Here is a 23,782-nt window from a genome sequence, read left to right as displayed (position 1 = left end):
CGTGTTGATTGTCACGCTATCGAATAGTGGTCTTTCCCGCTCAGGATAGGCTAGTCTGGGTGTCGAGCAGGACAAGGACGGCCACATCAAGCAAATCGCTTCGGCCCGATATGGATATTTTTCGCGTTTGAATCGCTATTGCCAAAAAGGATGGAAACTTATGCTCAGGTTCGCCAGCTTGATCGGTATCACCCTTGGGGCCACATTGACCCTGAACTCGGCACTGGCCGCGGACCCTTTACGGGTTGCGTCCAAGAACGACACCGAAGGCGCCCTGCTTGGCAACATGGTGATCGCGCTGCTGGAAAACAGCGATTACCCCGTGGACAACAAGCTGCAACTGGGGCCGACCAACATCGTGCGTACGGCGCTGGTCGAAAACGAGATCGATCTATACCCGGAATACACCGGCAACGGCGCGTTCTTCACCGATACCACCGATGATCCTGCCTGGAAGGATCACGACAAGGGGTTCGAAAAGATTCAACAGATGGATCTCGAACAGAACGACCTGGTCTGGTTGCCCCCGTCGCCGGCCAACAATACCTGGGCCATCGCTCTGCGCGAGGATCTGGCCAAGAAGAACGACCTCAAGACCATGGAAGACTTCGGCAAGTGGATCAATGAGGGTGGCGAAGTAAAACTGGCGGCCTCCGCCGAATTCGTCGACAGCGAAGCCGCGCTACCCAGCTTCCAGCAAGCCTACGATTTCGAGCTGAATCAGGATCAGCTGCTGGTGCTTTCCGGTGGCAACACCGCCGCGACCATTCGCGCCGCCGCGGAAGGCACCAGCGGTACCAACGCCGCCATGGTCTATGGCACCGATGGCGCCATCAAGCCCGCCGGGCTACGAGTCATGGACGATACCCAGGGCGTGCAGATGGTCTATGCTCCGACGGTGGTCATTCGCAAGCCGGTTCTGGATGACAATCCCAAGCTCGAAGCGTTGTTTACACCAGTTCTCGAATCCCTGGATCGCGAGACACTGCAGGAACTCAATAGTCGTATCCAGGTCGATGGTCAGCCAGCCAAGCAGGTCGCCCAGGACTATCTCGAAGAGAATGACTTCTTGAAATAAGGATTCGACCCACGGTGTTGTCGACGCAAGTGTCCAATGGAAGGACAAGAAGTCTGGTGGCAAATCGTGTCTTGCTGACACTGGTGATCGCCGCGATCCTCGGCGCGGCATTGCTTTCCTTCGTCGCCATGGCGCCTAATCGGCTTGTGTCGGGAGAGCCGGTCAACCTGATCGTGGCGCTACGACCCTGGCAGTGGATCACGCTGGTTCTGCTGGCCGTGGTATTGGCGCTGTGTGCCTTTACGCGCCCGTTTTCCTCACCGGGCGCGCACTATCTGACGCTGATCGCGGCTCCTCTGTGGCTGGTGCTGGTGCTTTACGGGCTGGGGGATTATGCCACCCGTACGCTGCAGGAGGCCTCGGCTTCGGCGCGGGTCTCCCAGGGCGCCGCCTTCTGGATCCTGATTTTCTGTCCGGTCCTGATGATGCTCGATGCTTTCCAGCGGCTGCATACCCATCTAGGGCTGCGCGGCCTCTATACGCTGATACTCGTTGTGATCGTGGCGGCCCTGTTCGTCTCGGGGCATCTCGATGGACTGGCGATCATGCACGAGTATGCCAACAATCGCGATCAGTTCGCGGACGAGTTCATCGCGCATCTGCGTCTGGTCGCTTCGGCCCTGGGTCCGGCGCTGGCAATCGGCCTGCCGCTGGGCTTGCTTGCCCATCGCCGCGCCGGTACTCGGGGCGCGCTTTTCGGCATACTCAACTTTTTCCAGACGATTCCTTCGATTGCCTTGTTCGCGCTACTAGTAGCCCCCTTGGCAGCAGTGAGCGAGGCATTCCCGCTACTGCGGGAATTCGGTATCAAGGGCATCGGCGCCACCCCTGCCATCATCGCGCTGATCATGTACGCGCTACTGCCCATCGTACGCAATACCTATGCCGGCTTTGATGGCGTCGCCGCCACGACGTTGGAAGCAGCTCGCGGCATGGGCATGACCTCCACCCAGATCCTGTGGCGGGTCGAGATCCCCCTGGCCCTGCCGGTGATTCTCGCCGGACTTCGCATCGTCACCGTGCAGGCCATTGGCTTGACGGTGGTAGCTGCCTTGATCGGCGCGGGTGGGCTCGGCGCCTTTATTTTCCAGGGGCTTGGGCAATACGCCATCGATTTGGTGCTTTTGGGGGCGATACCCACCATCGCCCTGGCGGTGGTGGCGGATTTTCTTTTGCAGATTCTAGTCGTACTGAGCAGACCCCCGGGGGCCCGATGATCGAGCTACAAGGATTGACCAAAACCTATGCCGGCAAGGAGGTGGTCAAGGATGTCTCGCTGCGCATCGAAAGCGGCGAGTTCGGTGTGTTGATCGGTCCTTCGGGCTGCGGCAAGTCCACCACGCTGCGCATGATCAATCGTCTGATTCCCTTGAGCCGGGGGCGTATTTTCCTCGGGGAGGAAGATGTCACGGAGTTGCCGGCGGAACAGCTGCGTCGGCGCATCGGCTATGCCATCCAGTCGACGGGGTTGTTCCCGCACTGGACCGTGGCGGAGAACATCGCCGTGGTCCCCGGTCTGCTCAAGTGGGACAAATCCCGTACCTCGGAGCGGGTCGATGAGCTTTTGAATCTGTTTCACCTGGACGCCGGCGAGTTTCGCGACAAGTACCCGCACCAGCTCTCCGGCGGTCAGGCCCAGCGGGTCGGGGTTGCCCGGGCGCTGGCGGCAGACCCGGAAGTGCTGCTGATGGACGAGCCCTTTGGTGCCGTCGACCCTCTGACTCGGGACGTGCTGCAAAACGAGATGCTGCGGGTTCATCAGCAGACCGGCAAGACCATCGTCTTCGTTACCCACGACATGGACGAAGCGCTCAAGCTGGCTTCCCGCATCGCCATTCTCAATGCCGGACGACTGGTGCAGTACGATCGCCCCATCGAACTTCTGACTCAACCCGCGGACGACTTCGTGCGCAGCTTCATTGGTAAGGCGGATCTGGGTCTGAAATTGCTGTCTCGGCGCTGGGTGCATCAGTATCAGCAACCCGCCGCGATTCTAAAGCAACCCGCATCCTTCGATCACGATCGCGCCTCGGTGGCACATGGCTGGGAGGTCGATACCCAAGGGCGTCCGCTGTGCCTGCATGGCGGACGCTTGCATGCGGATGAAAGCGAACAGCGCATCCAGGTCAGCCATGAGTGGAGTGCAACCCCGGATATGACCATGAAAGAAGCGCTGTCGCGAATGGTCTGGTTTCGCGTACTGGTGCTGCCGGTACTGGATGACGAGGAGCGTCTGATCGGCGAGGTGGCCATGCAAGGCGTGATGGGGCATGAGCCCAGCGGGCAGCAAGCCCTGGGGCAAGAGTGATGAGAGCCGTGACCCTGCGCGCGCCAACGCAGACCCGCACCTGGCTATTGGTCGCACTCAGTGCCCTGCTGGTGGCCCTGGTGCTCTTCATGGAAGAGCTTAAGCCGCTATTCGAGCGGGTCTTTCCGGATTTGAGATCGCCGCTTTACGACCGTGAAAGCTTTCTGCAGCTGACCCTTGATCACCTATTGCTGGTGCTGGTGTCATCGATCATTTCCGTCAGCGTCGGCGTGGGGGCCGGACTTTTCGTGACCCGGCGCAATGGCCGGGAATTCGAGCCGCTGGTGTCCTCCCTGGCCGCTATCGGGCAGACCTTTCCGCCGGCAGCGGTGCTTGCCATCGTCGTACCCTTGGCAGGCTTTGGCTTCATACCCACCATCGTGGCACTGACGCTCTATGGACTGCTGCCGGTGGTGCAGAACACTATCGCCGGACTCGGCACTGTACCCGCTACCACCCTGGAGGCAGCCAAGGGCACCGGCATGAGCCGCAGCCAGGTTCTGTTTCGCGTCGAACTGCCCCTGGCCATGCGGGTAATCATCGCCGGGGTGCGGGTGTCGGTCATCATCAACATCGGTACTGCCACCATTGGCTCGACGGTAGGCGCGCAGAGTCTGGGCACACCGATCATCGCGGGGCTGGTGGGCAACAACATTGCCTACGTGATCCAGGGAGCGGTACTGGTGGGATTGCTGGCGATCGTAACGGATCTGTTCTTCGAACGTCTGGAACGGCGGTTCAGTGTCGGAGATTAGCTCTCAGGGCGAGTTCCGGGATAGAAGTATATTAGCCGATTGATGAGCACAGAATTTGCCGCCCAGGGTTACCGAGCGGCAAACTGAATTGACTAACTGATTCAGCTGGCGGAATCCTGAATCTTTTCACCGCCTCGCTCGATATCTTCGCCAGCGCCTTCCATAGTGTTGCATCCGGCCAGCACACTGGCGCTAACGAGTAGCGTAAACGTCAGCATCATAAACTTTTTCATCCTGCTCTCCTTGAACGATAGATTAATTTTCTTCTACAACAATAGAATGGCTACTTTACCATCCCTGCAAAGCCTATCAGGTAGCGATTGGTTACGCACATTCAGATACAAGTACTTGCCTAGTTCGCTGCCTCTTCGATTTCCGATCCCACCTTGCTGATATCCTCACCGAATCCTCGCATGGTATTGCATCCGGCCAGTGATACCAGCAGCAGCAACGCTGACAGCAACAACGCATGTTTCATGTTCTTCTTCTCCTGATTCGATAAAGCGAAGACGCGATTGGAAAACGAGCCGACCCACATCTGTTATCTCTCAAGTACCGCGTCACCGCAAGAGGGCAAACCTTCGTTCGTGGATCAAAAGAACAACAGCCGTACAACGATGGCGACGATGACCACGAGCGTCAGACGCTTGACCCAATAAGCACCGCGCGGCCCCATGTTGACCTGCACCGCCAACCAGGCACCGCTCATGCTGCCCAGCGCCAGCAGTAAACCATAGTTCCAGCGCACCTGATCGTTGATCATGAACAATAAAAGCGCCGGTAATGTGTAGATCAAAATGATAAAAACCTTGAACACATTCACTTGAGCCAGGTCGATCTTGAGCAATCGATAGAGCACCACGATGAATAGTATTCCGACACCGACCTGTATGAAGCCGCCATACAAGCCGATGAAAAACATGGCGAGATAGACAGCTGGCGTCAGGCGTTCCGGGGTTAGAGCACGGGTATCGAGCTTGGGCTGAGGGAGCAGCATCATGATCGAGGCGCCAATCATCGCCACGATCAATACCGCTTCAAATAGCGCATCCGATACCTGCAGAGCAAGCCAGGCACCGCACAGGGAGCCGACCACCGCCGGGAGCGAAAGCCGCAGACTGATACCAATTTCCCGGGCGCCGGAACGAAAGAAGCTCCCGACCGCGCTCACGCTCTGTAGCACGATACTTACCCGGTTGGTACCGTTGGCCTCCTGAGCCGGCAAGCCCAGAAACATCAGCAGTGGCAGGGTCAGCATCGAGCCACCCGCGGCCAGCACATTGATGAAACCGGCAACGCCTCCTATCGCCACCAGCGCAAATGCCTCGAGCAGGGTCATTCTCTCTCCTTGTTGTTCGTTCTTGCCGCTTCCCTGATGATGTCATCTCGGATTTTTTCGTTCACTACCCCAGGAGTCCCATGAGCGACTTTAGCCTTCATCCGCGCCTGGAAGCGGATACGTATCATGTAACGGATCTGGCATTATGCCAGGTGCGCCTGATGAACGATGCCCGCTTTCCCTGGGTGATACTGGTGCCGCGTCGTGCCGCTATACGCGAAGTCTACGAACTCGAGGAAAGCGAGCAAGCGCGGTTGTGGCAGGAAGCCACGATGCTGGGACGCGGGATGCAGGAAACGCTCGGTGGAGACAAGCTCAACCTGGCGACTCTGGGCAATCTGGTGGCGCAACTGCATCTTCACGTCATTGTTAGACGTCAGGGCGACGACGCCTGGCCAGGGCCGGTGTGGGGCGCAGGCACGCCACGACCTTATTCTCGAGAGGCACTAGAGGAGATAAATGATCGCCTTCTCGCCCTGATAGCGTCCATTTTCGACGACGATTGATTATCAGGAGTACCACTTACCGCCCGCTCTCAAGGCGGGAGGTGATTGCCGCCAGCAACGAATCGAAGCGCTGAGGCTCCATGGCACGCCCGCCCTGGTGACCCGACAGCGTCAGTCGGGTACCCGTTGGAATGGCGTTGGTGGTCAAGCGCACCTCATAGCCCGGCCGACCGGCAAATACCGCATTGATGCGCCCAAGCGCCGTATTGGCGAAGCGAATGACGAAGCCGCGTTCGACCAGCGCATCGAGCCCGGCATTCAACACCTGCTCGCTGGTGGCCTCCAGGGTAATCTGTCGCTCCGGCAGCGTCCTTTGCGCGCTGGCGCATCCGGTCAACAAGGCCGTCATCAAGATCAGTAGTGCAACGGCGGCAGCCATGCGCCTCATTGCTGATTCTCCAACACCCGCACCCGGGACTCGATGGAGGCGCTGAGCTCACGGCAGAATTCACCACGGTTCCGTGAGCGGGAATCCACCACGTAACCGCCGGGATCGACGATGCTGGCCCCCCGAGTGATGCTGACGTTCTGTTCGTCGATGATCACCGACAGGCGTTCGATCTCGATGGGATCGTCATAATATCCGCCGCCAACACCGCCGCCGAATCCCGTTCCGAATCCTATCGAGAAGCCGGAGCCACGACCGACGCTACCCCATACCGAACTGCCTCCCAGGATAGGCCTGTCCACGGCACCCAGCCCTGGCTGGCGTGTTCTGCGTTCGGCACTGACGAGGCCCAGCTGGGTATCCGTGTGGCGAATGGCATAGTCCCGAGCCTCAAGGGCTTCCACCGTGGCCCTGAGCCAGAGTGCCTGAGAGGCCTGATCGTTGCGGGTCCAGGTGCAGGGGGCAGGCAGTGGTTCGGCATTACTCGCCAACGGGTCCGCAGGCGCCAATGACTGACAACCGGTCAATACAAGCGCGATGACGGGAAGTATTGGTAGCAATAAACGAGTCGGCTGAAACATGACGCTTCCTTACGGTTCATGACGGGTTGCAAGGGGATTGCTATTTCTCAAAGCATAGCCGCAACCGTGAGATGAAAGAACGTTGGTTCAAACCCAAGCAGATTCAGCATCCGAAACCATTGGACAACAAATAGTCAGGTTCTATCAAATATATATACATGATTGGTTTTTTATTTTGAAATGAATACCCTATGCTGGCATCCATCAAATCTAAACGTGGAGAGTACTCATGTCCGACATCAACGCAATCGGCTTGCACGAAAGCAGCGCTACGCAACTGGCTGACAAGCTCAACATCCTGCTGGCCAATTATCAGATCTTCTACATGAATGTTCGCGGCTACCACTGGAACGTGAAAGGCTCGCAGTTTTTCGAACTGCATGCCAAATTCGAAGAGCAGTACACGGATCTGCTGACCAAGGTCGATGAAGTTGCCGAGCGTATTCTGACGCTGGGTTATGAACCGCTGCATGCCTATAGCGACTATGTACAGCGCGCAGCGATCGAAGAAGACAAGCACGTTCATCAGGGCGATGCTTGTGTCCGCGGTATTCTTGCCGGCTATCAGACATTGATCGAGCTGCAGCGTGAGATTCTGAGTCTGGCATCGGACGCAGACGACGAAGGCACCGCCTCCATGGTTGGCGACTATATTCGCGAGCAGGAAAAGACCGTGTGGATGCTGAACGCCTATCTCGGCTGAGCCGTGGATTGATCATCGATCCAGTGCCACTCCCGAGCGAATACCAGGGCGAGTATCAAGGTGAATAGCTTTCAAAATCCATGGCTTACATTTTGAAACGTCTGACACCTTGTACTCGCTCACTGACGACCCCAAATTAATGGGTAGCACGCGATATATCGTGCCAAGTCAATTTGTTAGCCACTATGCCGCAAGGAGGTAGCATGAGCCAACAATCCTCAGGTAAACGCGTCGCCATTCTCGCCACCGACGGTTTCGAAGAGTCGGAGCTGTCGGTACCCAAGGCCAAGCTGGAAAATCAAGGCATAACGGTGCACGTCATCGCGCCGGATACCAAAGGCATTCGTGCCTGGGCAGAGACCGACTGGGGCGAGACCTATGAGGTCGACAAAAGCCTCGACGATGCGAATTCCACCGACTATCACGCCTTGATGTTGCCAGGTGGTCTGTTCAACCCGGACACGCTGCGTCAGAACGACCAGGCGCTGGATTTCGTGCGCCACTTTTTCGAGGCCGGCAAGCCGGTAGGTGCCATCTGTCACGCGCCCTGGATCTTGATCAATGCAGGTGTCGTCGATGGTCGCAAGATGACCTCCTACCCCTCCGTTTCTCAAGATCTCAAGAATGCGGGTGCCGAATGGGTCGATGAGCAGGTCGTGGTCGACAAGGGCTTGGTTACCAGCCGCAAGCCGGACGATCTCGATGCGTTCTGCCATAAGCTGGTCGAAGAGATCAACGAAGGACGTCATTCAGGTCAAAGTGCCTGATCGATTCGCATGATTCTTGTTGATTAGTTCTTATTGTTAGTCCCTTTTAATTGTTCTTTTTTCGATTTAGCGCCTGTCTCCTCCGGGAGACAGGCGTTTTTGTGTATGCTTGGTTAATTACCTGTCTTGTCTGGAGAGCCACCCATGCCGCACACCCCACGCCCGATCAGCAAGGCGCTAAGAAAGCTATTGCATGTCCTGGCGCGCCCGATGAAATCGGACAAGGGCCATGGTGGTATCGTGGTCAACGCTTATCGCGGCTACGGTTCCCAGCGCGAAGTATTCGTCATGGGACGCGTGTTTCGGCAATTGCGTATCGGATTACCGGCGCCGGAAGGCACCCTGTATCGAGACATCGTCGACGTTTTTCGCCGGATGCTACGCTGGGGCGCCAAGCATGTAGAGATTACACTCGACGTTGAAGGCAACCGAACCCAGGTAACTACCGACCGGGACGGGTATTTCGATATTCACCTACCCTTGAGCAAATCGCTGGCCCCGGACCAGAGCTGGCATACGGGCACGCTCGATATCGTCATGCGCGATGAGCGTACCGTTTGCGCCAAGGTGGATATCTACATACCGCCGGCAGAGGTGGATCTGGTGGTCATCAGCGACATCGACGATACCGTGATGTATACCGGGGTCGCCAACAAGCTGAAGATGATGTATCGGCTGTTCTTTCGCAAGGCCCACCAGCGCGTCGCCTTTCCCGGCGTCGCAGAGCTCTATCAAGCGCTTTTCGTCGGCGCCGACGGTCAGAGAAGACGGCCACTGCTTTATGTGTCACGAGGCCCTTGGAGCATCTATGAAGTGCTTGAAGAGTTCTTTCAGCGCAATAACATTCCCATCGGACCGATCCTGTTTCTGCGGGAATGGGGCCTGACCTTGCAGCGCCCGCTACCGCGAAAGTCGGAAGACCATAAGGCAAACCTGATCCAGCAGATGCTCGAGCTCTACGACGACCTGCCTTTCGTGCTGATCGGCGACAGCGGTCAACACGACCCGGAAACCTATGCCCGCATCGTGCGGGAGTATCCCGGTCGCATAAAGACGATCTATATTCGCAGCGTCAATCAGGATGCTTCTCGCCACGAAGAGATCGAGGCCCTGGGCCGGGAGATCATCGACGCTGGCTGTTCGCTGCTATTGGCTGCAGATAGCGTCAGCATGGCCGAGCACGCTTTCGATCAGGAACTCATTTCCGCCGCTGGGCTCCAGGCGGTACGCCAGGCGCCCAGCGGCAATTGAATCGCTCGATCACGCCTCGCTCTCGGCCGATTCCTCAGCCAGCTCCTCGATCAGCGCACGCAACAGGCCCCAGAACTCTTCTACGGAATCGACCTCGACGCGCTCATCGGGGGAATGCGCGCCGCGAATCTGAGGGCCGAAGGAGATCATGTCGAGTGCCGGATACTTGCCACCGAGAATGCCGCATTCGAGCCCCGCATGAATGACCTTGACCTCGGGCTCGACATCCAGACGGCGCTGGTGCAGTTCCCGAAAGCGCTTTAGCAGGCGGCTATCAGGGTTCGGTGTCCAGCCCGGATAGGCGTTCTCGACCCGAGTAGTGGCGCCGATCAGATCGAACAGGGCGCGAAAGCGATCCGCCATGTCCTGGGTTGCACTGTCTCGCAGTGAACGCACCAATGCGCAGAGCTCGAAACGCCCTTTCTCGAGCGTCACCACGCCCAGATTGTTGGAGGTTTCCACGACCCCAGGCACCTCGACACTCATGCGCTCCACCCCGTAGGGTGCGGCGTGCAGGGCGTCAATCAGCAAATGACTGGCGGAACTCGTCAATGCTTCCTGCGGGGGCGAAGCCACCGCTTCCAGGGACAGCCTCAGGCCATCATCGACACCGGCCAGCTCGGCGGCGAGTTCGGACTGCAACTCGGCTAGCCGTGCCTGGGCGGCTTCACTTTCGTCTGCGTCCAGGGCCAGCATGGCGAACGCCTCTCGCGGCAACGCGTTGCGTAGTGTCCCACCCTGATAGTCGATCAGTCGCGCACCATAGGGTTCAAGCACGCGCAGCGCCCGCACCAGCAGGCGATTGGCATTGCCACGCCCCTTGTGAATATCGATACCCGAATGGCCTCCGACCAGCCCGGTCAATGCCAGCTGCCAGACGCTCTCGTCATCCTTCAACGGACTGGTCGGCAGGTCCGCGGAGACCAGCACGTCCGCCCCGCCGGCACAGCCGATATAGACCTGGCCCCGATCTTCGGAGTCGAGATTGAGCAGATAGCGCCCTTCAAGCCAGCCTTCCGCCAGATTGAGCGCGCCGCCCATGCCGGACTCTTCCTCGAGAGTGAACAGCGCTTCAAGGGGGCCGTGACGCAGCGATTCGTCTTCCAACACCGCTAACGCTGCCGCGACGCCAAGGCCATTGTCGGCGCCGAGCGTCGTGCCCCGTGCATACAGCCAGCCATCCTCGACATAGGTGTCGAGCGGGTCCCGGGTAAAGTCATGCGGATGATCCGCGTTGGCCTGAGCCACCATGTCCAGATGCCCCTGGAGCACGATGCCCGGCGCCTGTTCGCATCCCGGCGAGGCGAGCTTGCGAACGAGTAGATTGCCGATCTGATCCCGTTCGTGGGAAAGACCGTGCTTCTCGGCCCACTCTTCGATGAGCGCCACCAACGCGGCCTCATGGCCGGAGGGCCTTGGCGTGTTGCACAGCGTGCGAAAATGGCGCCAGACAATGGCCGGCGCCAATGATTCCAGATGTTCGTTCACGGTAGTTTCCCTGCTTGAAATAACGCTCAACGATTGCGCGACCTATGATGATCATACAAGCGCAAGGTCAATAGGCGCCAACGGCGCAGCCGGCTTTTTCGTCCTTCCTGCTGGGCCGTTGACTCATCTCCCAGAAACAGTGGCGCCACCAGCTCTTTGACTTCATCCTCTGACGATTCGCAAGGCATGTCTCGCCACCAGGCCAGCCACGCCTTGGCAAGCCAGGGGCGCACCAACGCAAGCTCCCCGCCTCCTTCGGCAAACCACGCGACGCGCGCCACATCATCTTCATCGATCTCGGGCACCGGCCCTTCCCATAAAAATGACGCCGCCAGATCCGGCTCGATGCGCTTGAGATCGAAGGCCAGCAGATTGGGCAGCAGCCGCTGAAAGTCTCGACTCGAACTCTCGATCGAACCCTCGGCCTGCTTGCTGAGCGCCCGCCCCATCATCAACGCATGCTCGCCGCTTGAAGCCTCCCGAGAAAGACCGAGTCGCAGCGAGACGAAGCCCTGAGCGCGCCAAAAGGCGATCAGGCTCTCTTCGGCGCCAAAGCTGACCCCTAATCGCTCGACGCCTTCGCTTTCCATCCGTTCGCCAAGATGTTCGATCAGCTTACGGCCTACTCCTTTGCGTCGCGCGACCGGATGCACGGCGATACGCAGAATACGGCACCAGCGCGCATGAGCCGCGTCACGCTGACCGGCGTGGGTAGCCAATGACTGAGCCAATAGATGCCCGCGGGGGCGACGCTCGCCGTGGTAAATCGCCGTTGCCAACTCCGTGGGGAAGCCGCCTTCCAGCTGGCCCAGGCAGACCCCGAGGCAGATATCGCCGGCATAGGCGGCAATCAATCGTACATCCGGGGCATCGAGCAGTTGGCGTAGATCCGCCGGGGTGGTGCGGTAATGCGCCTGCACCAGCAAGCCGAACAGTTCGCTCAAGGCGGCCTCGTCTTCGGCTAGCGCTACGCGGTCAAGGTCGATCAGGCGCCATTCGTAGTTCTTCAATGCCTTTGCGGCATGCCCGTCCTCGGCGGGTTCGGCATCCAGCAGCAAAAACTCCCGAGTCAGAGTTTCCAATGGGTCATTCTCGGCCCAGCGAATCGGCTGACGCAGATGGTGTTCTCGCCAGTCCGGCGTCTGCCGATCGAGCCGGGCGCGAAAGCGCAGCTGGAACCCGCGCCCGGTGCCTTCGTAACCGTGCACGGTGGTGGCGAAGGCGATGCGCGAAAATGCGGTGAGCCAACGACCCAGCAAGGAGGCCGGGATCGCCGCCGCCTCGTCGACGAACAGAGTCGGCGACGAACGCGAATCGATGCGCTCGGATTGCACGGCTTCAAGCAGCGCATCCGGAGCGATAAAGCGAACCTCGGCATGCTCACCGTCGATGATCACTTGGAATCTATTGCCCTCTCGCCGCCCTTGAGGCAACAGCGCCGCAAGCCGCTCAAACACCGGCTCGACTGCCGCCGGACGCGGTGCGGTGATCCAAAGCTCACGCTCGCTGGCCAGCAGGCGCCGGGCCGCCGCGATGCCGAGTGCCGCGCTCTTGCCCCGGCCCCGATCGGCGCTGAGCACCAGGGGCCGCCGACGACGCAAGCGTATCAAGCGATCGACCACCTCCGCCTGATCCGCACTCAGGCAGTCAGCGTCATCGCTCTTGGCGGCATGCTCGGCTGTGATGGGCGGCAGTTTCGACTCTGGAAAGGGCTGACCGCTTGGCCAGTACACCACCTGGGGAGATGAAGCAAGTCGCCGTGCCAGCCGAGCAAGATAGCGCGTGCTCAATTCGCTGGCTTGATAAGGCCAGGCGGCGAGGCGCGCGTAATCCGCATCTGGCTGGGGAGCACCTTGCGTCCAGACGCTTGGCGTCAACAGCACAAGCAAGCTGCCGGCCCGCAGGGTGCCGGAGACGGCACCGAAGGCATCCGGATCGAAGCCGCTATCCGTTGATAGTGCATCGAATACCACCAGATCCTGCTCGCCGCCCAGCCGGGTACGTACCTTGGCCATGGGCAGCGCGGCAATGTCTTCCGCCGGCGGGTTTGGCCCCAGCCATAAAGGCGCCTGCCACGCCCGGGCTCGCCATAACCGCAGCGCCCGCGCAAAAGTTTCCCGCTCGATGCCGCTGAGCCACAGTAGCGCTCGGTGGCGTCGCGCACCGAGCCTATCAATCAGTTGATTCAGGTTTGTCAGGAGGTCATCGCTCATGGCCCACAGAATGCGCCATGAGCGACGACGGCGCCAGTTCCGGTCAGGTGTCCATTACCTTTTCCAGCGTGATCGGTAGATCCCGAATACGCTTGCCGGTGGCGTGATAGACCGCATTGCCGATGGCGGCGGCGATACCCGTCAAGCCGATTTCCCCCACTCCACGGGCGCCAAACTCGTTGAAGGCGTAATCGGGGTTGTCCGGCAGTTCGACATCGATCTCCGGCATGTCCGCATGGCAGGGCACGATATAGTCCGCGTAGTTGTTGTTGATCAGCCGCGCATCCCGGGGGTCGTAATCGAGTTTTTCCGTCAGCGCCATGCCGATACCCATGACGATACTGCCCTCGACCTGATTGCGCGCCGCGGACGGATTGATCGCCCGGCCGATATCGATGCTGCTGACTACTCGGGCGACTCGCAGCCGTGAGATACCCGGGTCCCAGCGCACCTCGACAAAGTGCGCGCCGAAGGAGCGGAAGCTATACTGCCCCTTTTCATCTCCCGACGCTGCCTGACCTTCGCCATTGACGCTGCCAAGTTTCTGCTCGCTCAGAATCTCGCCAAAACTGACTCGCTTTCCCTGACCGTCTTTCAAGGCCCCGCCTTCGATTTCGAGGCTTTCCGGGTCAATGCCCTCGAACGCGCCGCCTTCTCCGGTGGCGACTTCCTTCAAGGCGTCGAAAGCGTTACGCAGCGCCGCGGCCACCGCGGGCAAGGCGGTGGCGGTCACCATGGAGCCCCCGGAAAGCGGCCCTGCCGGCAGGGTGGATTCCCCCAGGCGTACCTCGATGTCCTTGAGAGCCACGCCGGAAAGCTCCGCCACCGTCTGGGCGACGATGGTATAGGTACCCGTGCCGATATCCTGGGTACCGCAGGCCGCCAGTACGCTGCCATCGTCGCGCAGTTCGACCCGAGCGGCGCAGGGCATGCGTAGCCCTGGCCAGGAGGCGGTCGCCATACCCCAGCCGATGATCTCGTCACCGTCGCGCATGGCGCCCGGGGTGGGGTCGCGGCGCTCCCAGCCGAAGCGCTTGGCGGCGCCGGTATAGCAGTCGTCCAGATGCTTGCTTGACCAGGGCAGCTCGGAGGCCGGGTCTTGATCGGCATAGTTGCGTCGGCGCAGTTCGAGCGGATCCATTTCCAGTTCTGCGGCCAACTCGTCCAGGGCGGTTTCAAGTGCATAAATACCTGACGTTTCTCCTGGGCCACGCATGGGGCAAGGCGTGCCGTGATGCACTTCCAGCAGGCGCTGGCTGATCGCCACGTTGTCGCAGGCATACAGGCTCGGTGTCGCCGACCCCAGAGAGTCTACGTAGCTATGCACGAAGGAGGTTTCCGTGGTGCTGTCGTGAAGCATCGACAGCAGCGTGCCGTCCCGGTCGGCGGCCAGACGCAGACGTTGGCGGGACGCCGGCCGGTTGCCGCCGTTTTCCATGTCCTGCTGCCGGGGCAGGATCGTCTTGACCGGGCGCCCCAGCATCTGTGCGGCGCCAGCGGTCGCCACTGCATGGGGCCACATGAATAGCTTGTTGCCGAAACCGGAGCCGATGTAGTGAGACACGACTTCGACACTCTCATCCGGCAGCCCGAAGATACGGGCCATGGCCTTGTGCTGATAGACCACCCCTTGGCTCGATTCATGCACGATCAGCCGCTCGTCTCGCCACTCGGCAAGGGTCGCGTGCACCTCCATCTGCATGTGGCTTTCGGCGGCAATATGATAGGTGTGATCGATCTTGACCGGCGCCTCATCGAAGGCCTTTTCAGGGTCGCCCCGGGAGGTACCTTCCGACTCCAGTAAGCGTCCTTCCTGATCAGTATCCAGCAGGGTCGCTATCACACCGGATTCCTGACGATAGTCGGCCTGCACCGCATGGGCCGCCGCTCGGGCCTGCTCAAAGCTCTCCGCCACCACCAGCGCGATGTACTGGCCGTCGTAGTGAATGCGCTCGTCCTCGAAAGGCAGACGCACTTCGCTGACCTGATCTTGATGCGTCGGACTATTGGGGGAGCGATACAGCCTGGGAAAATGACCGTGATGAAAAACATCCACCACTCCGGGCATGGCTCGCGCGGCGTCCAAGTGCAGTTTTTCGAGAGCGCCATGAGCGATGCTCGCCGGCACCGGATAGCCGTAAAGCATGTTCTGGGCCTGCCAGTCGACGGCATAGTCGGCCCGGCCAGTCAGTTTGAACTCACCATCCACCCGGGGGGTGCGATGGCCGATGATCTGTGTGTCCATACTCGCAATCCTTTAGCTGTTCATGGCCGCCTGGGTAGCGTGTTTAAGCGCGCGAACGATGGCTTGCCGTGCCAGCGGCGCCTTGAAGGCGTTGTGCTCTCGGGACACGGCCTCTGCTAGCGCGATCTCCGCTGCCTCTTCAAAGCTCTCGTTGCTGGCCGGCTGACCCGTGAGCGCCTGTTCGGCTTCCACTGCATGCCAAGGCTTGGTGGCAACCCCGCCAAGGGCCAGCCGCGCGTCGCGAATCACGCCGTCCTCGATGGCCACCACCGCTGCCGCGGAGGCCAGGGCAAACTCATAGGAGGCCCGATCGCGCAACTTGATATAGTGCGAGCCGCCGCCGACTACCGGTGTATCCAGCGTGATATGGGTAATCAGTTCATCCGGCTCGAGCTCGTGTTCGAGATCGGGGCGATCCATGGGCAGCCGGTGGAAATCACCGAAGGCGATTTCGCGACTGCCATTGGGCCCTTCGAGGGTCAAGGTTGCGCCCAGGGCTGCCATGGCCACGCACATGTCCGATGGATGAGTGGCGATGCAGTGTTCGCTGGTACCCAGCAGCGCGTGCATGCGATTGACGCCCTCCAGGGCATCGCAGCCACTGCCGGGTTCACGCTTGTTGCAGGCCGCCGCGACGTCGCGGAAATAGGGGCAGCGGGTGCGCTGCATGATATTGCCGGCGGTGGTGGCCATGTTGCGCAGCTGAGTGGAGGCGCCAGAGAGCAGCGCCTGGGAGAGCAGCGGATAGTGCTCTGTCACCAGCGGATGGTGGGCCAGGTCGGTATTGCTGACCAGGGCACCGATGCGCAGCCGACCGTCGTCGAGCTGCTCGACTTCCTTGAGCGGCAAACCATTGAGGTCGATGACCTGAGCGGGGCGCATCACATCGAGTTTGACCAGGTCGATCAGGGTAGTGCCGCCAGCGATATAAGCCCCTTCGCCAGCGTTATCGCTTTGTGCAGAAACCGCCTGTTCGATGTTCTCGGCAGAGGAGAAGGCAAAGGATCTCATGGGTTCTCACTCTCCTGTTGCGCAGACGGAGACTGGCCCCTGGCGCTCTGGATAGCGGCAAGAATATTCTTGTAGGCGCCGCAGCGGCAGATATTACCGCTCATCGCTTCTCGCACCGCCGCATCGTCGGTGCCGATGCGTTCATCCTCGAGCAATGCCGTGGCGGACATCATCTGCCCCGGGGTGCAGAAACCACACTGATAGGCGTCCTGTTCAAGAAAGGCCTGCTGCACCGGATGCAGCCCCGCATCGCTTGCCAGGCCTTCCACGGTAGTCACCTCATGGCCTTCGCACATCACCGCCAGCTTCAGGCAGGAATTGACCGCCTGGCCGTCCACATGCACCGTACAGGCCCCACACTGGCCATGATCGCAGCCTTTCTTGGTGCCGGTGAGGCCGAGTCGATCGCGCAGCGCGTCCAGCAATACCACGTTGGGGGGAATCGCCAGTTGGCGCGTCTCGCCATTGACGGTCAATGTCACCGTCGTTTCGGCGTCCACTGCCTCAGCCGGCGTGGAATACTCCTTCATAGCCATCTCCTTATCGTTGCTATTGGCCTGGCGAGCGTCACGGTTCGCTCACCGGGCTTTATCAAACTTAGGGGAATAACGGGAATAGAACAAATTATGAACACTTTAAGAATTGCTGAATAAATAGCCGAGCGAAATGAGGTGCAAGGCGCACGGAGCGCAGAATACGAGACATAACATGGGGTCAGGTGAGTTTTCGACCGGGCTGGCGCACCAGCACCGTGCAATGCAGCAATTCGTTCGCGCAGGCATTTAGGCAGTAATTCTTCAGGCATCGATACGCTTGAGCAACAACACCAACGGCACGCAAAGCAGATAGATCAGCCCCAGCCACAGAAAGATATCGTTGAAGGCCAGCACTTCCGCTTGCAACGAAACACGCTGCCCCAGCATGGCCACGGCGCTGCGGTAAGGATCGGCCACGTGGCCTTCGAACAGCGCCTGATAGCGCGCCAGCTCCTCTACAACCGCGGCGCGCCCGGTATTCAGCGCCGGAATCAGCTGATTCCAGTGATAATCACCCTGAATGTCGCGCACCGTGTCCAGTAGCGCCAGCCCTACGGCGCCGCCAAGATTGCGCATCACGTTGAACAAGCCGCTGGCGTTGCCTACCTCATGTAGCGGCAGCGTGCCCAAGGCGATTCGTGAGGCGGGAATCAAACACATGATCAGCCCGATCCCGCGTACCACCTGGGGCCAGAAGAATTGCCAGAACCCGGACTCCACGGTCAGATTGGCATTCATTACCGTGCCGATACCCACCAGGGCCAGGCCGATGAACAGCAGCACCCGCAGATCCATATGGTTGGACAGCTTGCCGACCAATGGCGCGCCGAGAAACATCGCCACCCCGGTGACGAACATCACCTCGCCGATCTGCAGGCTCGAATAGCCGCGCACATAGCCGAAGAACAGGGGCATGATATAGACCAGCCCGTAGAGCGCGATGCCGATGACAAAGCCGAGCCCCGCCCCCAGGGCGAAGTTGCGATTGGCGAAGGCACGCAGATCGACGATGGGGTGATCGACGCTCAGGGTGCGATAGAAGAAGCCGATGCAGGATGCGACACAGATCAGGGTCATGGTCAGGATCAAGGTGCTGGCAAACCAGTCATCTCCCGGGCCTTCCTCCAGCACGAACTCGAGACTGCCCAGAAAGATCGCCAACAGCGTCAAACCAAATATGTCCAGCCGTCGCGCCGCTTCGCGATCGCCCTTGTCGATATCAAGGCACTTCCAAGCCGCCCAGGTCACGATAATGCCGGGAACCAGGTTGGCCAGGAACAGCCAGTGCCAGCTGGCGAACTCGGTGATATAGCCCCCCACCGTGGGTCCGATGGAGGGCGCCATGGTTACTACCATGCCGATCACTGCCTGCACGCTGCCCATTACCCGGCGCGGAAAGATCGAGAAGCTGATCGCCTGAGTGATGGGGATCATCGCACCCCCCATGAAGCCTTGGATGGCTCGCAGCACGATCAGCTGTTCGATGCTGCCTGCCAGGGCACAGCCCAGGCTTGCCAAGGTGAAGCCGGCACTGGAAATGACGAAGGCAATACGGGTCGAGAGAATACGGGTGAGCATACCGGACAGCGGAATCATGACGATTTCGGCGATCAGATAGGAGGTCTGAACCCAGGAGATCTCGTCGTCGCTGGCGGAGACGCCGGCCTGTATCTCATTGAGGGAGCTCGCCACGATCTGGATGTCCAGAATCGCCATGAACATGCCGAACACCGCCGCGATGAAGCCCCATCGCTGGATCCAGGGCGGCATGTCGCTGACGGCGTGGGTCGGCGTGGATGCTACTGCATCACTCACGAGGCAGGGGCTGCCTCAGGTTGCTCACCCGTATCGGAGTGCAGCTTGGGACTGGCATCGAGATTTCGGGTATCGATCCGAGGCACCACGGAGAGCCCGGCCCGCAGGCGATCAAGCGCCTGAACCGGCCCGGTAACTCGAATCTTCACCGGCACCCGCTGCACGATCTTGTTGAAGTTGCCGGTGGCGTTGTCTCTCGGCAGCAGGCTGAACTCGCTGCCGGTGGCCGGTGCCAGGCTTTCAACCACGCCTTCGAATGGGACACCGGGATAGGCATCGACCTCGAGTTCCACCGGCTGGCCGGTGCGCATGCGGGTAATCTGGGTTTCCTTGTAGTTGGCAATGACGTAAGCGGACTCGATCGGCACCAGTTGCATCAGCGTCATCGATGGCTGAGCCAGATCGCCGGCCTCCACATCGACATTGGCAACTACGCCACTGCGTGGCGCCAAGAGGCGGGTCTTGTCGAGCTGATTGCGCGCGTAGGTCAGCTCCGCCGTGGTTGCCTCACGGTTGGCCTTGGCGCTGTCGACACTGGCTTCGGCGACGGTCAATTGCCGATTGGCGGAGACGACGCTCGCGCGGCGCATGGCCAGGGTCGACTGCGCGATGGCAAGCGCGGTCTGGTCATCCTCGAGCTGCTGCCGCGAAGCGTATTGACGCGACTCCAGGGAGGTTGAGCGCTCCAGATTCTGACGCGCCTGCTGCACGTCCGCTTCCGCGGCGCTGACCTGGGTCTGGGCTTCATCGATGGCTGCCTGCTGCAGATCGACCTGTCGACGTGCCTCGATGATATTGGCCGCCGCGACGGACTGCTGGGCTTCTGCCTCGGCTATTCGATCGCGAATATCGCCGGCATCCAGCCGCACCAGCAGATCACCTTCTTGCACCGGCTGATTGTCATCTACCGCCACCTCGACAACCCGGGCCGAGAGCTCCGGACGCAGCGCGACACTATCGCTGTGTACGTAAGCGTTATCGGTCTCTTCGATAAAACGGCTGGTCAACCACCAATGAATGCCTAACCAAATCAGGCCGACAAGGGCTACCACGACGATCGCCGCCATCGTCATCTTCATGCCCTTCTTCATGCCTGCTCCCTAGATGCTTACTGCCCGTACTTACCGCCACAGCGATCATCGTCATAAATCCATTGAAACTTGGCTAGCCTGTTTGCGACAGCGACTATCAGCCCATCAACAACCCAGCTGTCGGTCGTCGCTGTTCGTCTATGTACAGGATCGAAGCGCTACTCGCAAGCCGACCTCGATAGACGCAGCATATCCCGTTATAAATCTGCGCTTATTGCCGAATAAGACGACCCATGTATGCATTTATAATCAATCTCGAGAACCAATACTCAGCGCTATCGGCTTCACCCTACTCTTCACTGCATGTGGGCTGATAACCTCCATTGGCATGTCATCCACAACATTGAAAAACAGCGAGTGTAGATGAAAGACAATCTTACCTGGTGGCGCGGTGGCGTCATCTATCAGATCTACCCACGCAGCTTCATGGATACGAACGGTGACGGAATCGGCGATCTGCGCGGCATCATCAGTCGCCTCGACTATGTGGCGAGCCTCGGGGTGGAGGGCATTTGGCTGTCCCCCTTTTTCACCTCGCCGATGCTGGATTTCGGCTACGACGTCAGCGATTATCGCGGGGTCGATCCGATGTTCGGCACCCTCGAGGACTTCAAGACCCTGTTGCACCGCGCCCATGCACTGGGCCTCAAGATCATCATCGACCAAGTCGTGAGTCACAGCTCGGACGAGCATCCCTGGTTCAAGGAAAGCCGTCAGAACCGCCACAATGACAAGGTGGACTGGTACGTCTGGGCGGATCCCAAACCCGACGGCACACCACCCAACAACTGGCTTTCGATCTTCGGCGGGCCGGCCTGGACCTTCGACTCCCGTCGCCGGCAGTATTATCTGCACAACTTTCTGACCAGCCAGCCGGATCTCAATTTCCACAACCCTGAGGTGCGTGGCGCCCAGCTCGACAACATGCGCTTCTGGCTGGAACTCGGTGTCGACGGCTTTCGCCTGGATACGGTCAACTTCTACTTTCACGATGCCGAGCTGCGCGACAACCCCCCGGTGGCGGCTCACGAAAGCAAGACCCTGGGCGCCCCGGACAGCAACCCTTATACCTGGCAGCGTCATCAGTATGACATCAGCCGCCCGGAAAACATTGGTTTTCTCCAGGAGCTGCGTGCCTTGATGAACGAGTTCCCCGGGACTACCACGGTGGGCGAAATTGGCGACGACAATCCGCTCGAACGCATGGCGGAGTATATGGCGGGCGGTGACAAGCTGCACATGGCCTATACCTTCGACCTGCTCAACGCCCCTAACTCGGCGGCCTATATTCGCGAGGTCATCCGCCGTTTCGAACGCATCGCCGGAGATGCCTGGCCCTGCTGGGCGCTATCCAATCATGATGTCGTGCGCAGCGCCTCTCGCTGGGGTGTCGATCAGGACCCCTTCGCCTACCCCAAGGTGGCACTGTCGATGCTGTTTTCTCTGCGTGGCAGCGTCTGTCTCTATCAGGGCGAGGAGCTGGGGCTGCCGGAATCCGACGTTCCCTTCGAGCATATTCAGGACCCCTACGGCAAGGTGCTTTGGCCAGAGTTCAAGGGTCGGGACGGCTCGCGCACGCCGATGCCCTGGAATGACATCGAGCATGGCGGCTTCTCCCAGGTGGGGCCCTGGCTGCCGACGGACCCGCGCCACCTGGCCCTTGCCATTAGCCGTCAACAGCAGGATACGGGGTCCGTTCTCAACGCGGTGCGCCGCATGCTGCGTTTCCGCGCGGCCCATCCGGCGCTGGTGGATGGCGATATCCACCTGCTCGACGTGGGCGAGCAGCTACTGGGCTTTGTGCGCCAGGGGCAAGACGAGCGTCTGCTGTGCATTTTCAACTTGACCGGCGAACACCAATCGACACAGCTATCGATGAACCTCGGCAACCAGCTCGAGAATCACGATTTCACTATCGAACGGCAGGGGAATGAACTACGCTTGCCGCCTTATCAGGCCTGTTTCTTCAACCTAGACTGATAGCTGCCACGGGCCGATTTAATCAATATCCGCTCGGAGGTGCTTGCATGACGCTATCCCAATTGCGGGACGAGAAAAACCTTGAGTGGTGGCGCGGCGCCACGATCTACCAGATCTATCCGCGTAGCTTCATGGACGCCAATGGTGATGGTATCGGCGATTTGCCTGGCATCACTCTACGTCTTGATTACGTGGCGAGCCTAGGGGTCGATGCAGTGTGGCTGTCGCCCTTTTTCACCTCACCGATGAAAGACTTCGGTTACGATGTGGCGGACTATCGCAACGTCGACCCCATGTTCGGCACTCTCGACGACTTCTGCGCGCTAGTCGTCCGGGCGCATGAACTAGGCCTGCGGGTGATCATCGATCAGGTCCTGTCCCATAGTTCGGACCTGCACCCCTGGTTTCAAGAGAGCCGCCAGAACCGCCACAACGCCAAGGCGGACTGGTACGTCTGGGCGGACCCCAGGCCCGACGGCAATGCGCCCAACAACTGGATGGCCGCTTTCGGTGGCCGTTCCTGGTCCTTCGATTCCCGGCGCCGCCAGTATTATCTGCATAACTTTCTGTCGAGCCAACCGGATCTCAATTTTCACAACCCACAGGTTCAGCATGCCCAGCTCGACAACCTGCGCTTCTGGCTGGAGCTTGGTGTCGACGGTTTTCGCTTCGACGTGGTCAACTACTATTTCCACGACCCGGCGTTGACCGACAACCCACCCGCGCCGCCGGATCGAGTCAGCCCCGCCAATCCCCAGAGCTACCAGGGTCAGCAGTACAACATCGAGCAGCCAGAAAATCTTGCATTTCTCGAGCGCGTGCGCGCCCTTCTCGATGAGTATCCAGGAGCGACCAGCATCGGCGAGATCGCCGGAGACAATCAGCTGGCTACCATGGCCGCCTACACTGCTGGCGACACGCGCCTTCATATGGCCTACACCTTCGATCTACTCGACTCCATGGGCGATGCCGAACAGCTTTATCGGGTGCTAACTCGCTTTACCGAACTTGATGACGACACTTGGCCCTGTTGGTCGCTATCCAATCACGACGTGGTCAGAAGCGCCAGCCGCTGGCGCGAGCCTCGCGCTCTGCTGGCAGTGGCTTTTCTTTGCTCGCTGCGAGGCAGCCTGGGTCTTTATCAGGGCGAGGAACTAGGACTGCCCGAAGCGGAACTCGCTTTCGAAGATCTGCAAGACCCCTTCGGAATCAATCTCTGGCCCGAAATCAAAGGGCGCGACGGCAGCCGCACACCCATGCCTTGGAATGCCAGTATCAACAGTGGTTTCAGCACATCACCAGAGCGCCCCTGGCTACCGATCGACCCCCGCCATCCTCAGCTTGCAGTCGAAGCACAAAACGCTAACCCACATAGCCTACTGATGCAGGTTCGCCGGCTTTTGCATTTGCGTGCCGAAGAAGAGGTTCTGCGCCGCGGCGAACAGCTTTTGCTGCCTCCAGAAACGCTACCCCAGAACGTTTTTGCACTGCTTCGTACTCTTGGAGAGCGACGCTTGTTGTGTCTGGTCAATCTTGGCGAAGAACAGGAGTTCAGTCTTCGTCCGGCCGCGCTGGTCAACGATGTGAAGGACTGGCAATCGCTGCCATTACCCGAGCCCATCGCCGCACAGCGCGCAGGTGACACCATACGACTCCCACCGGGCACGGCTGCCTGGCTAGTGCTTGTCTAGGAAAGCCAACGTTTTCATGGAGCTGACGCATCTAAC

General features: G+C 59.7%; 22 protein-coding genes. 10 read left to right on the top strand and 12 right to left on the bottom strand.

Annotation, left to right across the window (positions count from 1 at the left end):
• Positions 1-160: 160 nt before the first annotated feature.
• From H7850_RS00410 to H7850_RS00395, 4 genes are read left to right on the top strand one after another with little or no spacing between them, the layout of a single operon-like run.
• Positions 161-1,078, top strand: a complete 918-nt coding sequence (locus tag H7850_RS00410; protein ID WP_227367427.1) for an ABC transporter substrate-binding protein — start codon at positions 161-163, stop codon at positions 1,076-1,078.
• Between the two features lie 56 nt (positions 1,079-1,134).
• A complete protein-coding gene (locus H7850_RS00405; RefSeq protein ID WP_227367426.1) occupies positions 1,135-2,295 on the top strand; it encodes an ABC transporter permease in 1,161 nt (386 codons plus the stop codon).
• On the top strand, positions 2,292-3,386 hold the full coding sequence (locus H7850_RS00400; RefSeq protein WP_227367425.1) for an ABC transporter ATP-binding protein: 1,095 nt from the start codon (positions 2,292-2,294) through the stop codon (positions 3,384-3,386). The genes H7850_RS00405 and H7850_RS00400 overlap by 4 nt, the downstream gene beginning before the upstream one ends.
• Entirely contained in the window at positions 3,386-4,141 is a 756-nt protein-coding gene (locus H7850_RS00395; RefSeq protein ID WP_227367424.1) for an ABC transporter permease, read from the top strand. Before H7850_RS00400 ends, H7850_RS00395 begins: the two co-directional genes overlap by 1 nt.
• A 101-nt stretch (positions 4,142-4,242) precedes the next feature.
• Here H7850_RS00395 and H7850_RS00390 read toward each other — a convergent pair whose 3' ends face one another.
• The 3 genes from H7850_RS00390 to H7850_RS00380 form a co-directional block, all read right to left on the bottom strand.
• Entirely contained in the window at positions 4,243-4,374 is a 132-nt protein-coding gene (locus H7850_RS00390; protein WP_227367423.1) for an entericidin A/B family lipoprotein, read from the bottom strand.
• A 119-nt stretch (positions 4,375-4,493) separates the two neighbouring features.
• The gene (locus tag H7850_RS00385; RefSeq protein ID WP_227367422.1) at positions 4,494-4,619 is read right to left on the bottom strand and encodes an entericidin A/B family lipoprotein; all 126 of its coding nucleotides are present in this window, start codon (positions 4,617-4,619) and stop codon (positions 4,494-4,496) included.
• 114 nt (positions 4,620-4,733) lie between these two features.
• Positions 4,734-5,480: a sulfite exporter TauE/SafE family protein gene (locus H7850_RS00380; protein ID WP_227367421.1), complete on the bottom strand. Its 747-nt coding sequence runs from the start codon at positions 5,478-5,480 to the stop codon at positions 4,734-4,736.
• Positions 5,481-5,560: 80 nt separating this feature from the next.
• On the opposite strand from H7850_RS00380, the gene H7850_RS00375 reads away from it, so the two are divergent.
• The gene (locus H7850_RS00375; protein ID WP_227367420.1) at positions 5,561-5,986 is read left to right on the top strand and encodes an HIT domain-containing protein; all 426 of its coding nucleotides are present in this window, start codon (positions 5,561-5,563) and stop codon (positions 5,984-5,986) included.
• A 16-nt stretch (positions 5,987-6,002) separates the two neighbouring features.
• Here H7850_RS00375 and H7850_RS00370 read toward each other — a convergent pair whose 3' ends face one another.
• Both H7850_RS00370 and H7850_RS00365 read right to left on the bottom strand, forming a co-directional pair.
• Positions 6,003-6,365, bottom strand: a complete 363-nt coding sequence (locus tag H7850_RS00370) for a hypothetical protein (protein ID WP_227367419.1) — start codon at positions 6,363-6,365, stop codon at positions 6,003-6,005.
• 5 nt (positions 6,366-6,370) lie between these two features.
• Complete coding sequence (locus H7850_RS00365; RefSeq protein ID WP_227367418.1) at positions 6,371-6,955, bottom strand: hypothetical protein; 585 nt, start codon at positions 6,953-6,955, stop codon at positions 6,371-6,373.
• 229 nt (positions 6,956-7,184) lie between these two features.
• Here H7850_RS00365 and H7850_RS00360 point away from each other — a divergent pair, with 229 nt between their 5' ends.
• The 3 genes from H7850_RS00360 to H7850_RS00350 all read left to right on the top strand — a co-directional run bounded on the left by H7850_RS00360 (position 7,185) and on the right by H7850_RS00350 (position 9,676).
• Positions 7,185-7,658 (top strand): Dps family protein, encoded by a 474-nt coding sequence (locus tag H7850_RS00360; RefSeq protein ID WP_227367417.1) that lies wholly within the window; start codon positions 7,185-7,187, stop codon positions 7,656-7,658.
• 203 nt (positions 7,659-7,861) lie between these two features.
• Positions 7,862-8,425 (top strand): type 1 glutamine amidotransferase domain-containing protein, encoded by a 564-nt coding sequence (locus H7850_RS00355; protein WP_227367416.1) that lies wholly within the window; start codon positions 7,862-7,864, stop codon positions 8,423-8,425.
• 144 nt (positions 8,426-8,569) lie between these two features.
• On the top strand, positions 8,570-9,676 hold the full coding sequence (locus H7850_RS00350; RefSeq protein WP_227367415.1) for an App1 family protein: 1,107 nt from the start codon (positions 8,570-8,572) through the stop codon (positions 9,674-9,676).
• 9 nt (positions 9,677-9,685) lie between these two features.
• Here H7850_RS00350 and H7850_RS00345 read toward each other — a convergent pair whose 3' ends face one another.
• From H7850_RS00345 to H7850_RS00315, 7 genes are all read right to left on the bottom strand, one after another.
• Positions 9,686-11,164, bottom strand: a complete 1,479-nt coding sequence (locus H7850_RS00345) for an aminoacyl-histidine dipeptidase (protein ID WP_227367414.1) — start codon at positions 11,162-11,164, stop codon at positions 9,686-9,688.
• Between the two features lie 26 nt (positions 11,165-11,190).
• A complete protein-coding gene (locus tag H7850_RS00340; RefSeq protein WP_227367413.1) occupies positions 11,191-13,377 on the bottom strand; it encodes a tRNA(Met) cytidine acetyltransferase TmcA in 2,187 nt (728 codons plus the stop codon).
• A gap of 43 nt (positions 13,378-13,420) precedes the next feature.
• Complete coding sequence (locus H7850_RS00335) at positions 13,421-15,622, bottom strand: xanthine dehydrogenase family protein molybdopterin-binding subunit (protein WP_227367412.1); 2,202 nt, start codon at positions 15,620-15,622, stop codon at positions 13,421-13,423.
• A gap of 12 nt (positions 15,623-15,634) precedes the next feature.
• The gene (locus H7850_RS00330; protein ID WP_227367411.1) at positions 15,635-16,633 is read right to left on the bottom strand and encodes an FAD binding domain-containing protein; all 999 of its coding nucleotides are present in this window, start codon (positions 16,631-16,633) and stop codon (positions 15,635-15,637) included.
• Positions 16,630-17,163 (bottom strand): (2Fe-2S)-binding protein, encoded by a 534-nt coding sequence (locus tag H7850_RS00325; RefSeq protein WP_227367410.1) that lies wholly within the window; start codon positions 17,161-17,163, stop codon positions 16,630-16,632. Before H7850_RS00325 ends, H7850_RS00330 begins: the two co-directional genes overlap by 4 nt.
• Before the next feature lie 267 nt (positions 17,164-17,430).
• Entirely contained in the window at positions 17,431-18,984 is a 1,554-nt protein-coding gene (locus H7850_RS00320) for a DHA2 family efflux MFS transporter permease subunit (RefSeq protein WP_227367409.1), read from the bottom strand.
• Positions 18,981-20,075, bottom strand: coding sequence for an HlyD family secretion protein (locus H7850_RS00315; RefSeq protein WP_227367408.1), 1,095 nt, complete (start codon positions 20,073-20,075; stop codon positions 18,981-18,983). The genes H7850_RS00320 and H7850_RS00315 overlap by 4 nt, the downstream gene beginning before the upstream one ends.
• Before the next feature lie 363 nt (positions 20,076-20,438).
• On the opposite strand from H7850_RS00315, the gene H7850_RS00310 reads away from it, so the two are divergent.
• Together H7850_RS00310 and H7850_RS00305 are read left to right on the top strand one after the other, a co-directional pair.
• Positions 20,439-22,055, top strand: coding sequence for an alpha-glucosidase (locus H7850_RS00310; RefSeq protein ID WP_227367407.1), 1,617 nt, complete (start codon positions 20,439-20,441; stop codon positions 22,053-22,055).
• A gap of 47 nt (positions 22,056-22,102) precedes the next feature.
• On the top strand, positions 22,103-23,746 hold the full coding sequence (locus H7850_RS00305) for an alpha-glucosidase (protein ID WP_227367406.1): 1,644 nt from the start codon (positions 22,103-22,105) through the stop codon (positions 23,744-23,746).
• The last annotated feature ends 36 nt before the right edge of the window (positions 23,747-23,782 follow it).

Source organism: Halomonas sp. M20 (assembly GCF_020622265.1).
In the GTDB taxonomy this organism is placed as follows: domain Bacteria; phylum Pseudomonadota; class Gammaproteobacteria; order Pseudomonadales; family Halomonadaceae; genus Modicisalibacter.
Note: the sequence above shows the minus strand (reverse complement) of the source record. Positions and strands in the feature narration are given on the sequence as shown.